Source organism: Paenarthrobacter sp. GQ52, assembly GCF_059759005.1.
Window position 1 is genome coordinate 55,953 of record NZ_JCAXEJ010000023.1, and the last position, 12,389, is coordinate 68,341.

14 protein-coding genes and 1 pseudogene are annotated in these 12,389 nt (G+C 61.5%); 3 read left to right on the top strand and 12 right to left on the bottom strand.

Features of this window, described 5'->3' with window-relative positions:
• Positions 1-57 precede the first annotated feature (57 nt).
• From AC6CH8_RS20890 to AC6CH8_RS20920, 7 genes are all read right to left on the bottom strand, one after another.
• Positions 58-987, bottom strand: coding sequence for an alpha/beta fold hydrolase (locus AC6CH8_RS20890; protein ID WP_498192176.1), 930 nt, complete (start codon positions 985-987; stop codon positions 58-60).
• 10 nt (positions 988-997) lie between these two features.
• Entirely contained in the window at positions 998-1,777 is a 780-nt protein-coding gene (locus AC6CH8_RS20895) for a GAF and ANTAR domain-containing protein (RefSeq protein WP_498192177.1), read from the bottom strand.
• Positions 1,778-1,959: 182 nt separating this feature from the next.
• Positions 1,960-3,546 carry a molybdopterin-dependent oxidoreductase gene (locus AC6CH8_RS20900; protein ID WP_498192179.1) on the bottom strand — a complete coding sequence of 529 codons (1,587 nt, stop codon included), beginning with the start codon at positions 3,544-3,546 and terminating at the stop codon, positions 1,960-1,962.
• Positions 3,547-3,620: 74 nt separating this feature from the next.
• The gene (locus AC6CH8_RS20905; RefSeq protein WP_498192180.1) at positions 3,621-4,238 is read right to left on the bottom strand and encodes a hypothetical protein; all 618 of its coding nucleotides are present in this window, start codon (positions 4,236-4,238) and stop codon (positions 3,621-3,623) included.
• Between the two features lie 161 nt (positions 4,239-4,399).
• Entirely contained in the window at positions 4,400-4,606 is a 207-nt protein-coding gene (locus tag AC6CH8_RS20910; RefSeq protein WP_498192182.1) for a hypothetical protein, read from the bottom strand.
• Positions 4,607-4,610: 4 nt separating this feature from the next.
• Positions 4,611-4,934 carry a prevent-host-death protein gene (locus tag AC6CH8_RS20915; RefSeq protein WP_498192183.1) on the bottom strand — a complete coding sequence of 108 codons (324 nt, stop codon included), beginning with the start codon at positions 4,932-4,934 and terminating at the stop codon, positions 4,611-4,613.
• 114 nt (positions 4,935-5,048) lie between these two features.
• On the bottom strand, positions 5,049-5,990 hold the full coding sequence (locus tag AC6CH8_RS20920) for a LysR family transcriptional regulator (protein WP_498192185.1): 942 nt from the start codon (positions 5,988-5,990) through the stop codon (positions 5,049-5,051).
• A gap of 71 nt (positions 5,991-6,061) precedes the next feature.
• Here AC6CH8_RS20920 and AC6CH8_RS20925 point away from each other — a divergent pair, with 71 nt between their 5' ends.
• Positions 6,062-7,810, top strand: a complete 1,749-nt coding sequence (locus AC6CH8_RS20925) for an L-aspartate oxidase (protein ID WP_498192187.1) — start codon at positions 6,062-6,064, stop codon at positions 7,808-7,810.
• A gap of 10 nt (positions 7,811-7,820) precedes the next feature.
• Here the strand turns inward: AC6CH8_RS20925 and AC6CH8_RS20930 are convergent, their stop codons facing one another.
• From AC6CH8_RS20930 to AC6CH8_RS20945, 4 genes are all read right to left on the bottom strand, one after another.
• On the bottom strand, positions 7,821-8,180 hold the full coding sequence (locus AC6CH8_RS20930; RefSeq protein ID WP_498192189.1) for an iron chaperone: 360 nt from the start codon (positions 8,178-8,180) through the stop codon (positions 7,821-7,823).
• Positions 8,181-8,243: 63 nt separating this feature from the next.
• On the bottom strand, positions 8,244-9,068 hold the full coding sequence (locus tag AC6CH8_RS20935; protein WP_498192191.1) for a hypothetical protein: 825 nt from the start codon (positions 9,066-9,068) through the stop codon (positions 8,244-8,246).
• A 36-nt stretch (positions 9,069-9,104) separates the two neighbouring features.
• The gene (locus AC6CH8_RS20940) at positions 9,105-9,530 is read right to left on the bottom strand and encodes a hypothetical protein (protein ID WP_498192193.1); all 426 of its coding nucleotides are present in this window, start codon (positions 9,528-9,530) and stop codon (positions 9,105-9,107) included.
• Positions 9,531-9,561: 31 nt separating this feature from the next.
• The gene (locus AC6CH8_RS20945) at positions 9,562-10,179 is read right to left on the bottom strand and encodes a hypothetical protein (protein ID WP_498192195.1); all 618 of its coding nucleotides are present in this window, start codon (positions 10,177-10,179) and stop codon (positions 9,562-9,564) included.
• A 240-nt stretch (positions 10,180-10,419) separates the two neighbouring features.
• On the opposite strand from AC6CH8_RS20945, the pseudogene AC6CH8_RS20950 reads away from it, so the two are divergent.
• Positions 10,420-10,849 (top strand): annotated as a pseudogene (locus AC6CH8_RS20950) (DDE-type integrase/transposase/recombinase); the annotation flags it as partial.
• A gap of 77 nt (positions 10,850-10,926) precedes the next feature.
• On the opposite strand, the gene AC6CH8_RS20955 reads toward AC6CH8_RS20950, so the two are convergent.
• Positions 10,927-11,613, bottom strand: coding sequence for a hypothetical protein (locus AC6CH8_RS20955; protein ID WP_498192197.1), 687 nt, complete (start codon positions 11,611-11,613; stop codon positions 10,927-10,929).
• Between the two features lie 204 nt (positions 11,614-11,817).
• On the opposite strand from AC6CH8_RS20955, the gene AC6CH8_RS20960 reads away from it, so the two are divergent.
• Complete coding sequence (locus tag AC6CH8_RS20960) at positions 11,818-12,090, top strand: hypothetical protein (RefSeq protein ID WP_498192198.1); 273 nt, start codon at positions 11,818-11,820, stop codon at positions 12,088-12,090.
• Positions 12,091-12,389: the final 299 nt, after the last annotated feature.

Consider the following 12,389-nt stretch of genomic DNA (forward strand, 5'->3'; position numbering starts at 1 on the left):
TGACCTTCACGGCGTTCGCTGGTGCAACCTCGACCGGCGGGCGAAGCCCAACCTGGACTACTTCATCGATCGGTGGCACGCAGTCAGAAGGTCGGCGACAGCGTCGGCGAAAGCCCGCGGCGCCTCCTGAGGCACGTTGTGGCCTATTCCCGGCAGCCTGGGGATTTCGAAAGGACCCGCGAAATGCTGCCGGTCCCGCTCAGAGTCGTCCGGCCCGAAGCCGTCGGCCAGAGCGTCCAGCGAAATAGTTGGTACCGAGATGGGCGGCGACTTCGCGAGAAACGCTTCGAGCTCGTTGAAGCGATCATCACCCACCGCGGCACGATGGCGATGGCGATAGGAATGTACCGCGACATCAACGAAGTCGGGGTTGTGCAGGCTGGGACTGCTGGAGGTGAATGCATCGTTCGCCTCCGCCCATTCCGGTGACCACAACTGCCAGAGCAGGCGGCATAATTCGTCGCGGTTTGCCCGAAGCCCGGCGCGTCCGCGATCAGTGTTGAAGTACCACTGGTACCAGTCCCGATATTCGTCTAACGGGGCCGCCGGCTCGACTGACGCGGCGATGTCCTGGATTGCGTAGCCCCCGACAGTCACGAGACCGGCTATGCCTTGGGGGCGCACGGTTGTGGCAATGCAGGCCGCCCGGCCGCCCCAGTCATACCCGGCGACCACCGGGCGCTGCAATTCGAGGGCGTCGATGAGATCGAGCAGATCCTGTCCGATGGCCGCTTGTTGGCCGGAGCGAAACGTCGTGGCCTTACGGAACCGGGTGGGACCATAGCCGCGTAGGTACGGGGTTATGGTGCGGATCCCGCGTTCCGCCAACAAGGGGACAACGGCCTCGTAGCTGAGCACGTCGTAGGGGAAGCCGTGGAGGAGCACCGCGACTGGTCCGTCCGCCGGGCCGTTGTCGTAATATGCAACTTCGAGGTCCTCGGTCCTCGCGGTGCGCAGCTCGCCCATGGTCATAGTCCAGTGAACCATTCGCTGGCTCTCATGACTTGAGTGTTGGACGCTTTAGACGATTAGCCCCGCCGCCAGCGGGAATAGTTTGTTGATGGCCTATGCCGTCGACCAAAGCAGCTGCCAGGTCATGCAACTTCTGGTTCCTGTCACTTGATGCTTTGCGCAAAATCGCGAAGGCCTCATCTTGCGTGCACCTGTTCTGAGAGATGATCACACCACAGGCGGTGTCGATGACGGATCGGCTTTTAATGGCAACATCAAGATGTTCGGCAAGCTCATTCAGACTCGTTATCCGGAGCGCCACGCGGAGTGCTTTGCCCGCCAGCTCGGAAAAGGTCAGCGCCTCCGCGACGACCTGCCGGGTGAAGCTGCCGGGGGCGGGGGCGAAGAAGACCAGCACGGCAACGCCGTCGTCCTCCAGCACCATGGGCACCCCCAAAGTGCTACGCATGCAGGCCGCACTCAGCGCGCCGCAGTATTCATGCCACTGGGGAGATGCGTGGGCATCATCGAGAAGGACCGGACGGCCGTTGACCAGCGCATCAATACAGGGCCCCTCCCCCAGCGTTTGCTCGATGCGCTCCAACACCATGGCTTTGTCCGTGCTGCCGCCGATTGTCCCGGGCCGCTTGTGCCGACCTAGGGTCACCGCGCATTCAACACGTGTCCCGGCCGAACGGGAGGCTACCGTGGCTGCGAGACAAGCCATCCCATCAAGAAAAGCTTTGATGTCCTCTGTTTCAACAATCAGATCACTGAGCTGCTCAAAGTCCGCGGACCAAGCGGCAGTCGCATTCTCCAACTCCACACCTCACCATCACCATCGCGGCCAACAGGTCAGTCCCCGCGCACTCGGGGTATTCGGCATGCAGTAAACCTCGGCAGAAATATAGCAAAAAAGCATGGTTTTCCATATATGCAACGGACGCTAAAACGGCACCCAGACACCCGCTGCCTGGGTGCCTGGGTGCCGGCCAAAGGCCTCCGCGACTACTCCACGGTGACCATCACCGACGGCCAGCCCGAGGCCCCGTCTGGCACAGGATCGGCGCGCTTGTCCGTCTGGGTTTCGCCGGTTCCGTCGGTGGCCCGGGCCTTGACGTAGTGGATTCCGGGAGTGGCGTCCCATTCGTAGGACCACTGGCGCCAGGTGATCACGGAAGCTTCGTCGGAAAGCGTTGCTTCCACCCAATCGCCGTCGTCAATCTGGACTTCCACCTTGGTGATGCCCCGAGTCTGGGCCCATGCGGTTCCGCCCACGGCGACCTTCCCTGCCGGCATTTTCGCGAATGACGCCGGTACGTCCACACGCGCCATGGTCTTGATGGGGCCACGCTCCGACCAGCCGCGCTCGGTCCAGTAAGCCTTACTGTCCGCGAAGCGGGTGACCTCCAAGTCCACCACCCACTTGGTGGCAGAGACGAAGCCGTACAGCCCCGGAACCACCATCCGCACGGGGAATCCATGCTCCACAGGAAGCGGCTCGTCGTTCATGCCAATGGCCAGCATGGCGTCGCGGTCGTCCTGCAAGACCTCCAGCGGAGTAGATGCGCTGAAGCCGTCAATCGACCTTGAGAGCACCATGTCCGCACCCTCCTTGGGTTTCGCTCTGGCCAGGACATCGCGGATGGGAAGGCCCAGCCACTTGGCGTTTCCCACCAGCTTCCCGCTCACCGGATTCGATACGCAGGTGAGGGTGACGTGCGATTCGATCAGATCGGCGTCGAGCAGGTCCTGGAAAGTGAGGGTGACCTCCTGCTCAACCATTCCGTGGACCCGCAGTTCCCAATCATCGATGTTGATCTCAGGGACGCTCAGGGCCGTATCAATGCGGTAGAACTCGCTGTTCGGTGTCAGCCAGGAGGAAACTCCCGGAACCGGGGATTGGACACCCGCCGGTACAGCGGCCGCGGCCTTAGCAGGCGCGGGTAGACGGAGAGCCTCGCGGGCTTGGGCTATGTTGTTGCGCGCGGCACCCAGCAGCCGCCCACCGGTCGCCGCGATTCCGGCGGCCACCGCGGTGATCCCGGCAGCAGCAAAGAAGCGACGGCGGCTGGTGCCGATGCCACCAACCTGATCTTCGACGTCGGCCGCTATGTCAGCGGGAGCTTCCGGCCAGGCCTTCAACCCCCACAGCGGCACCAAGAGGCGGCGCAGGGCTACGAGGCCGGCGACGGTTCCCACCACGGAAGGGATCGCATCGGCGGGTCCCACCCCGGCGCGCGTCAGGACTGAGGCCACAATGACTACGCCCATGAACAGCACGCCCAGGACACCAAGAGCCCACTTCCGGTAAGCCACTACGCCCAGGACGCAGGCCAGCACAGCGATGGTCAAGCCCATGCCTACGAACAGCGCAGCCTTGTCGTTGGTACCAAACGTGGCGATCGCAAAGTCCTTCATCCACGACGGCGTGAAGTCGATGAACGTGGATCCCAGCGCAAACACCGGGGTTGCCCTGGCAGTGAAGAATGCGCCGATCAGCTCTGCAACGGCAAGAACGACGGCGGCCGACACCACGCCTGCCAGTGCGGCCATCATGGTGGGGCCTTTAGCCCGGGTTCCGAGGTTTGTCATGTGAATGGTTCGGAGCGGCGGGGAGGAAAGATTGGTCATTCAGTAGAGTGCTGGCGTTCAGCGCCGGAACCGCGTCACCTCCAGAGGCTTTGCACGCCGGCCGCGGTAGCCGATAACTGGCTCCCATCAATCACGATGGAGCACTCCTCGACGCCGAGCCCTTTCCACTGTGCCAGCAGCCGGATGTCTCCGTCAGCGGGCAGCGGCCACAGCCAGAGGTTTCCTGACGACGAGAGCTCATCGTCGCCGCCACCGCCTCCGCCACCGCGGAATGACAGGACCGGAGCTTCGGGTTGATTGTTGGGATCCAAGAAGCTGCCCAACCCAAAAACAGTTGTTCTGGCCTTGGTGCCATCAGGAAGTTCAACGCCGAACAGCAGCTGCAAGTCCTCGCTGCTTGGACCCCTCACAGGTCCATGCTGAAAAACTGACGAATGGAGGATGGACCATTCCTCGTCGTTCTCTTCATGCCGTCGAATAATCCACGACACTTCGAACAAACACCCGGTTCTGAAGACCTCCGCACTCTTGACCATCAAAACGAGGTTGGGGCTGCGGTGCAGAAACTGCCCGATGTGCATCACTGTGGGGAGCTCGTCCTGCGGCGGGCCAGCCCACGGCGGTGGTACAAACTTCACACTCTTTGGGCGTTCTACCGGTTCAGGCTTGGGGAAGTCCTCGAAGAAGTTCATGCCGTGTCCTCAGTGCGCTTGCTGCTGGCTGCGACCGACCAGCGGAACGGCGACAACAGCTCGCACGGAATCCCCCAATCCGTCCTGATCCGCACAGTCTAGCTTCGTTCAAGCACGGAGTGCTTTGGAGCGTGCCGCGGACGATCTGAACAGGATGGTTCCTATTCACCACGTAGGCGATAGTTAGAAGGAGTCACCTGTTCGGGTGTCTGGGTCAGAAAATCCCAGGCATCGGCCAAGGGGTTTCTAATCGTCGCTTTCAGGTCTGTCCAACCGCGCTGCGCCTGCACGGAGGAAAAGCGTAGCTCGTACTCACTCTTCTTAGTTGGTCTTTCGACCTTGACGCTCTTCTTCTCGTTCTTCGCCATGTTTCTACGGACGCTCGACCGCGTCCGTGTCCACAAGCCAGTCAGTAGGTTGATTGCCAAGCCCCGCAGCGATGGCCGTGGCGGTCTCACGCCACGAGGTCAGTTCCGCTATGGCCAAGTGGGGCTGATTTGTGGCAAATGATGCCCGCGCAGCTGCCAATACATCAGCTGCGCATGCCTCCTGATCAGCCGGGCTCAGAGCCAGCATCCATGGAAAGCGATCGCTCATGCGCGCAGCAAGTGTTCCCTCAGCGCTGGTTGAGACAGCAACGAGCTGAGCCGCCAGTTCCAGCAATGAACGACGTGCCGCATCTGCGCTTTCCGACATCAGCACCAGGGACTCACCGTCACGGCGGGTGACGTGAACAGGATGGTCGACATGGCCCCCCTGAACGCGATCGCTTAAGCCAGGCGGCCGCCGTCGTCGGCGTTTTGATCTCGGTCAGCGACGTGGCGCCGCCGTGACCAGGCGCGACAGCTCGGTGCCTGGTGCTGCGAGCCGGTCGACGGTGTCGAAGATGAACTGCTGCATCGCGGCGGCGGCCGCTGAAGGTCCGACGTCGTTGCGGCGCGCCAGGTTGACGGTTCGCGTCAGGGAGGGACGCACTAAACGTGCACTCCGCAGCCCGGGCCGGTCAATGACCACCATGGCCGGCACTACTGCTACACCCAGGCCGCGTTCCACGAAGCGAAGCACGGCGTCCATCTCGCCACCCTCGACGGCGATCACGGGTTCCAGACCGGCGGCAGAGAACGCCGCATCGGTGGCCACGCGCAGCTCATAACTTCGGTTGAACGCAACCTGCGGCACGTGAGCAAGTTCCTCGAGCGTGAACTCTTCCGGTGACCCTGACTTCGCAGCGGATATGACCACCAGCTCCTCCGATAGCAGCGGGACCAGCTCAGTGCCCGGCACGGAAGGGTCGGTTCCACGCGTGACCACCAAGGCGAGATCCAGGGTGCTTTCGTTGAGGGCCTCAACCAGAAAACGCGAACCGCCCTCAGTGATGCGCAGCTCCACTCCGGGATAAGCGTTGCGGAAAGCGGCCAGAACATCGGCTACCAGCGAGACGCACAAAGTAGGTGGGGCGCCGAGGCGAACGCGGCCGCGGCGCAATCCTGCGAGTTCCTGGATCTGGTCCTGGGCGGCCTGTGCATCGCCGAGCATGCGCCGTGCGATGGGCAGGAGCAGCTCCCCCGCGTTTGTCAGTGTCACCCCTGAAGGCCGACGGTGAAAGAGCTCCGTACCGAGATGAGCTTCAAGTGCTGCGATCTGACGGCTCAATGACGGTTGGGCAAGATACAGTTCCTCGGCCGCGCGTGTGAAATGGCCTACTCGAGCCACCATCTCAAAGGAACGCAACTGGTCTAGCTTCATGCTCATAGCATAAACGCATCGGGATGAGGCAAATAATTCATTGGAGACATTGCGGCATTCCTCCTACCGTTGCTGATATGAACCTCTCTTCAGCTCCAGAACGTCTCCTGTCCACTTCGGTGCTGGTCATCGGCACCGGCGGCGCCGGGTTGCGCGCCTCCATTGAACTCGCCCAGAGAGGCGTCCAAGTGCTCGCTGTGGGTAAGCGGAGAAAGCATGATGCGCACACGAGCCTGGCCGCCGGTGGCATCAACGCTGCCTTGGGCACCATGGACCCCGAAGACAGCTGGGAGCAGCATGCCGCAGACACCTTGCGTGAGTCGTACTTCCTGGCGGACCCGACCATTGTGGAAACCGTAGCCCGGAACGCGGCCCGCGGTATCGAGGACCTTGAACAGTGGGGCATGCCGTTCGCACGCGAGGAGGACGGGCGCATCTCCCAGCGCTTCTTCGGCGCTCACAAGTATCGCCGCACCGCCTATGCCGGGGACTACACCGGGCTGGAGATCCAGCGCACGCTCATGCGCCGTGCGGCAGAGTTGAACGTACCCATCATCGACACCGTGTACATCACGCGGCTACTAGTGGCCGACGGAGCGATTTTCGGGGCCTATGGATTCGACATAGTGGATGGCACCCCCGTCCAAATCCACGCCGATGCGGTCATCCTCGCCGCCGGTGGCCATACGCGCATCTGGCGCCACACCTCCTCACGACGCGATGAGAACACCGGCGACTCTTTCCGCCTGGCTGCCCTGGCCGGTGCCCGGATCCGCGACGCCGAGTTGGTCCAGTTCCACCCCTCAGGCCTGCTTGAGCCCGACGACGCCGCAGGCACCTTGGTGTCCGAAGCGGCACGCGGAGAAGGCGGCATCCTCACCAACGCACTCGGCGAGCGCTTCATGGAACGTTACGACCCCGAGCGGATGGAGCTCTCCACGCGGGACCGCGTGGCTCTTGCCGGATTCACCGAGGTTGCGGAGGGCCGTGGGACTGCGAAGGGCGGGGTCTACCTGGACGTCTCCCACCTGCCCCGAGAGACCATCATGGAAAAGCTGCCCAGGGTTTATCGCACCCTGATTGACCTCCAGATGGTGGACATCACCACTACCAAGATGGAGATTGCGCCTACCGCTCACTACTCAATGGGCGGAGTCTGGGTTGCACCAGAGGACCACGGAACGGGAGTGAACGGACTCTATGCCATCGGCGAAGCATCCTCGGGGCTGCACGGAGCCAATCGACTCGGAGGCAACTCCCTGATTGAGCTGCTCGTCTATGGGCGTATCACCGGCGAGCACGTGGCCGAGTACGTACGTTCGCTCACTGATGTTCATCGGGATCCTGCAGCAGTCGGTCTTGCCCGCAACGAAATGCGAAGCCTGCTGAACGGGAAGGGTACCGAGTCGGCGCGTCGGCTGCAGCGAGAGCTGCGGAATCTGATGACCGAGCACGCCGGCGTGGTGCGCACCGAACAGGGGCTGCAGGCGGGACTAGGGAAGCTGGATGATCTGGAGGGACGTGCGCAGTTCGTTACAGCGCACCCGGACATTGCGGGGTTCGACGACCTGGCCCACGCCTACGACCTTCTAGGTTCCCTCCTCGCCGCACGAGCCACCCTGGAATGTGCACTTGAACGCCGCGAAACCCGCGGAGCACACAACCGGGCCGACTACCCAACGCTGGATCCCGCACTGCAGGGAAACTTTGTCTGGTCACCAGGTGAAGGTGTCAGCTTCGAAACGCTGGCCCCGGCTCCAGACTCCTTCCGGGCCTTGGCTGAGGCCCATGCTGAAGACTCGGTAGCCGGGAAGCTTGTGGAGTAGATAAGGCGACTCAGGCCGTGCCTGAGGGCAGCTGCTGCAGCCGCCACGCGATGATCTCGCTAATGAGCTCGGTGGGCAGCGGGGCGTTGTGGCGCAGCTGGACGAGGTGATCGGTGGTTCCGTATTCGTTCAGCTGCGCCGAGAAATGCGCGATTGCGTCCGGAGTCGGATAGAACCCAATGTGCTTCTTTGTTGCGGTGAAGAAGAACAACGGCTCGGTTCCGAGTTTGAAGGTGGGCATACGCCAACTGATCGACTCTTCAGCTTCCTCGGGCACGGCTGACCGGATCAGTTGGTACACGGCCAGCAGCCGATGCCGCACATCGCCGTCGTACTGTTCTATGTACTCGCTAATCGATTCCGCTGCCATGTGGACTCCCCTGTTCGCCGCAAGGCGATCCTATTACAGCTGCTCATTGGAGCCCTCGAGGCTTTAGTCCCCCGAGCTTGACGTTGGCCAGCTCCAACGGCCATCCGGCGTGATCTTGTATGTCACTTGGCCGAACAGAAGGTCACTGGTGCCGGCGGGGTCGCCACCGTAAGCCCGGTACAGGGCCTTGGTCTTCACACCTCGGCGTTTCAGGAAGCGAAGGAGCCACCAGACCAAGGCCGCCGCGCATAGCAATGGAATAAAGACCAGCGCCCATTGCCGAACGCCAAGCCAGTGCAGGCTGAATAGCGGGATCACATAGCCAAGTGCGCCCACGACGACCACTTGAAAACCGATCCAAAAACGGAGTTCCCCGTTTGATGGACGGTTATGAATGTCGTAGATGTAGTCGTCCAGGGATTTCACCTTGGTCTTAGCCTTCGTTGGCGGCTCAGGTGGCTGCTGAGGTGGCTCCCAATAGTCTGCCCTGCCAGTCGAGTTTGGTTTCGGCGAACCCCGCAACTTTCGTAGCTGCGTCGCCCGGTATTCCTGGCGCGACAGCGTGACTGCGTAGAAGGTGAAGGCACAGCCTCCGGCAGTCAGAAACAGCGCGCCCCACATAGGGCCTTGCCCCTGACCTAGCGGCGCCAGCAACAGCACCACCGAAAAGGCGGTGAGTACTGCGGCAACGACCGCGAGAATTCCCATCCCCCACCATGTGCTGACCTGTGCCTGCCCGCTGCCTGGCGTAAAGCCAATTTCGTCTGCCGGGTAGCTGTGCAGTTCGCCGGTACTGGTGTTGCGGAGTACGCGTTTTTCCCCGGCGGCCACTGCAGCCTTGTGCTCTGCGTACACGGCATCATTGCGCCGCTCGCGATCGGAAATCATGGGCCGTTCTTTCTTTCAGGTCAGCTGGTCAGAGGTTCACAACGTGCTGGGGTCGGCAGTGATCAGCCCTATTAGGCCCAATATAGGTAACGCAGAAACAATTGGGCCGGCAATCAGGATCCAGGTCGTCCCCGGGTGCCGACGGTAACCTCTCCCGCGCAGCTTGCTGGCCCATAGAGCAGCGTAGATGATGCTGGCGATCACGTAAGGGAACGCCAGCAAAACTGTCCCCAAACCTAGCCAGATTGTCGCCTGTAAAACGCTCAGCCCGCCTTCGCTGTACATATCGGCCGATCCGGACGTACCTGCGCCGAAAAGAAGCAGCAGCAGGAGCACCAGAAGACCTGCCAGGATCAGCAGGATCGTCCGAAATGTCCTTGCCCACGCGGGCAACGGCGGAGGTTGGACCTGTCCGGGGTGACTCGGGAAATAATTCGGGGAGTACGGGCTGTGAGGTTCCACGGAGTTCTTTCTAAAGACGCTGGTGCAGGGACTAGGCGGTGTGGACGTGCACAATTATGACTTGCACGTCCTTTGAACCGTCGTATCGGAGGTCGTACGAGACTTGGAGGCCTGTTGAGGTGCCCGGAGCCAAGGAAAAGTCACCCTTATCCTCCGGCCGGCTGGACATCGATTCGATCCAGCGCTCTGCTGAGTCGCTGGGAATTCCGTATCGGTCCACGCCGTCGCGGATCAGGGCTGAGAAGTCCTCGAACGATTCGGCCTTAAGGAAATACGTGATTTCGCGGAAGTCGGACCTGTTATTCATACCGTTGAGCCTGAGCCGATCAGTCTTAGCGCTAATCAGACCCGTCGGCGCTTCGATTTTCAGTTCCATCAAGCCATCAGAAATGAGTACATCCGGAGCTTGGCTGGTGCCATTTTCGAGGCCTACGCCCCTTTTTGTGAGCTCCCCGGTCGTCATGTCGAAAAGTGCCGTCCTGGACTTCTTGATCTGCTCGATGCCCGCCGGGTCCAGTCTTGAGAAGGTCTTCGCGCCCGAGGGTGGGGTCGGCGCCGTCGACGCCGTTGCGGAGCCGTCCGGAACAGCCGCAGCGCAGCCCGTGAGCACCAAAGATGCGAGCAAAAAAGTGGCAACCAAGCCCTTCATACCTGTCCCCCTGCAGTATGTGACGGTCCTGTCAGTAAATCACCTGCTGGGGTGACCAGTGAACTTCCTGAGAGGGTAGTTGTGCCCATTACGCCGGCCGCTGAGCATCGGTCACCTTCCCTAGTTCCGGACATAAGTCCGATCTCTGTACCACTCGTCACGGGTTCTCTGCCGGAGGAAACTTGAGGCTACGGCTTTGCACCTCCCGGGCCGTCCACGAGGCCACGTGGCTGCGGGGACTACCTCTGCGCGGTGAAGGACGTCTATTCCGGCAGGATCGTCGGGTATTCGATGGACTCGCGGATGAAGTCCTCGCTGGCCGTAGCGGCACTGGAGAACGCGGTGCGGGCACGCAACCCTGCAGGGACCGTGGTGCATTCGGACCGTGGGTCCCAGTTCCGGTCCCGCCGGTTCGTCGAATCGCTCCGGCACCATGGCCTGACAGGGTCGGTGCGTGCGCGGACAACGCCGCGATGGAATCGTTCTTCTCACTGCTGCTGCAAAAGAACGTCCTGGACCGTCAGCGGTGGCTCACCAGACAGGAACTCAGACTGGCCATCACAACCTGGATCGAAGAACCTACCACCGCCGGCGTCGGCAGCGACGGCTCGGAAAACTCACGCCCATCGAATATGAAACAATCAACCGGACCGCGCTCACAGCGGCCTAAGACCCCGAGTCAACGAAAGCCGGGGCAGTCGCAGGTGCCCGGTAAACCGTCGGCTTACGGACGCTGGCGTGTGACCGTTAGCTTCGGGTCGTGAACTGGACCTGGATGCGCCTCAGCTCAGCGCGTGGAAGCACTGCGGTGACGACGCCGCCGCCTGCCAGTCGGGCTCCGATGCCGTATACGAACGGGTCCGTATCGACCTCCGCACCGGGCACATCGATTCCGTTGATGACGATCCTAGCCTGACCATTGACCATCCGGCCGGTTACTGCGGGGGTGTGCTGGTCCCACGGTTTGCCGCCCGGCCAGAGCTCCTGCCGGTACTGGTTCATGAGGATGTGGTTGACATGGTCAGCCAGGAGGCTTTGAACTGAAGAGCGCTCGGACTGCTCACGGTGCCAGGTGGTTCGCACTGCCTCCCACAATTGCGGATAGCGCATTCGCTCCACCTGCTCGATCAGCCAAGGGGGCCGCGGCCATGGCGGAACTTCCTCGATCGCCCTGCGTGTCTCCTCGTCGAGATCCGCGAGGTTAACGCGGTCTGAGCGGTCATCCGGGTTTCGCCAAAGCGTGTAGGTGATGCTCGCCGTCATTTCGCTGTACCCACGATCATCCAAGCCGTAGCTCAGACCGACGGAGTCCGTGTCCTCCAGGGACGGTTGGGGCATGAGCCCCAGCACCGGAATAGGCATGAGTTTCAGGTTGTCGACCCATTCGGCACGGGGGTCGGGGGCATCCTCGGGGAGAATGTCAGCCGCTCTCATGCCTCGACTATGAACCAAACGAGGGCACCCTGTAAATGGGAACTAGTTTCGGCTTCCCTGTCCGGTAAAGGATCCTTCACCGGGCCATGCGAGACTGAGCCGATGATCAATACTCGACGCGGAATGGTCGTTGCTGCTCTGAAGTCATATGGGGAAGAGGCCGCCGCCGAATGGGCCCGATCCGCTCCAAGGGACGCCATTCAAATGACTTTGACCGTTGCATCTTGGATTCTGTATCACGGGCCGACCCAACCCAGCGGCGCAAGAATGCTTATCGACAAAGCAATCGCCTTGGCTGGGGTTTACATCCACGAAGAGCATCCCCGCGAACTGGCCAGGAAGCGTCGCGACCTCAAAGTCTGGAGCGAGATCGCGGCGGAAGACTCGCCCACAGCAAATGAAGTCTTGCAAGGTTTGCCCAGCTACGACGTGGTCAGTGCAGAAGCAAGGGACTTCTGGGGTAAGAAGTCCAAGTAGCCCCATGATGCCAGTGCCACGCCTGCGCCGTCCAGCAAGGGATCCTCAATCGGACGTGGTTGGCCACCTGAATTTGTGTCTGCTTGAGCAAGAATCCTGGACAGCTCGGCCTGGAGTCACGGCACCACTGAAAAGGAACGGGGAACTGGTGCCGATAGTCTGTTTTCATGGAAGTGTCACAGCCTGAGCCTCGAGATGCAGACTTAGTCGATCTCTTGAATTCTCGTGACGGCATCGGAACCCTGGTGGATGTACAGGACGGGCCTACTTTCACAGTCTTCAACATTGCCTGGGGATAC

Bases quoted from the DNA above. Each gene is read 5' to 3' on its own strand.
- AC6CH8_RS20955 (WP_498192197.1), bottom strand. From the start codon at position 11,613: ATGAGAGCGGCTGACATTCTCCCCGAGGATGCCCCCGACCCCCGTGCC.
- AC6CH8_RS20900 (WP_498192179.1), bottom strand. From the start codon at position 3,546: ATGACAAACCTCGGAACCCGGGCTAAAGGCCCCACCATGATGGCCGCA.
- AC6CH8_RS20915 (WP_498192183.1), bottom strand. From the start codon at position 4,934: ATGTCGGAAAGCGCAGATGCGGCACGTCGTTCATTGCTGGAACTGGCG.
- AC6CH8_RS20935 (WP_498192191.1), bottom strand. From the start codon at position 9,068: ATGATTTCCGATCGCGAGCGGCGCAATGATGCCGTGTACGCAGAGCAC.
- AC6CH8_RS20905 (WP_498192180.1), bottom strand. From the start codon at position 4,238: ATGAACTTCTTCGAGGACTTCCCCAAGCCTGAACCGGTAGAACGCCCA.
- AC6CH8_RS20925 (WP_498192187.1), top strand. From the start codon at position 6,062: ATGAACCTCTCTTCAGCTCCAGAACGTCTCCTGTCCACTTCGGTGCTG.
- AC6CH8_RS20910 (WP_498192182.1), bottom strand. From the start codon at position 4,606: ATGGCGAAGAACGAGAAGAAGAGCGTCAAGGTCGAAAGACCAACTAAG.
- AC6CH8_RS20930 (WP_498192189.1), bottom strand. From the start codon at position 8,180: ATGGCAGCGGAATCGATTAGCGAGTACATAGAACAGTACGACGGCGAT.
- AC6CH8_RS20945 (WP_498192195.1), bottom strand. From the start codon at position 10,179: ATGAAGGGCTTGGTTGCCACTTTTTTGCTCGCATCTTTGGTGCTCACG.
- AC6CH8_RS20920 (WP_498192185.1), bottom strand. From the start codon at position 5,990: ATGAGCATGAAGCTAGACCAGTTGCGTTCCTTTGAGATGGTGGCTCGA.
- AC6CH8_RS20890 (WP_498192176.1), bottom strand. From the start codon at position 987: ATGGTTCACTGGACTATGACCATGGGCGAGCTGCGCACCGCGAGGACC.
- AC6CH8_RS20960 (WP_498192198.1), top strand. From the start codon at position 11,818: ATGACTTTGACCGTTGCATCTTGGATTCTGTATCACGGGCCGACCCAA.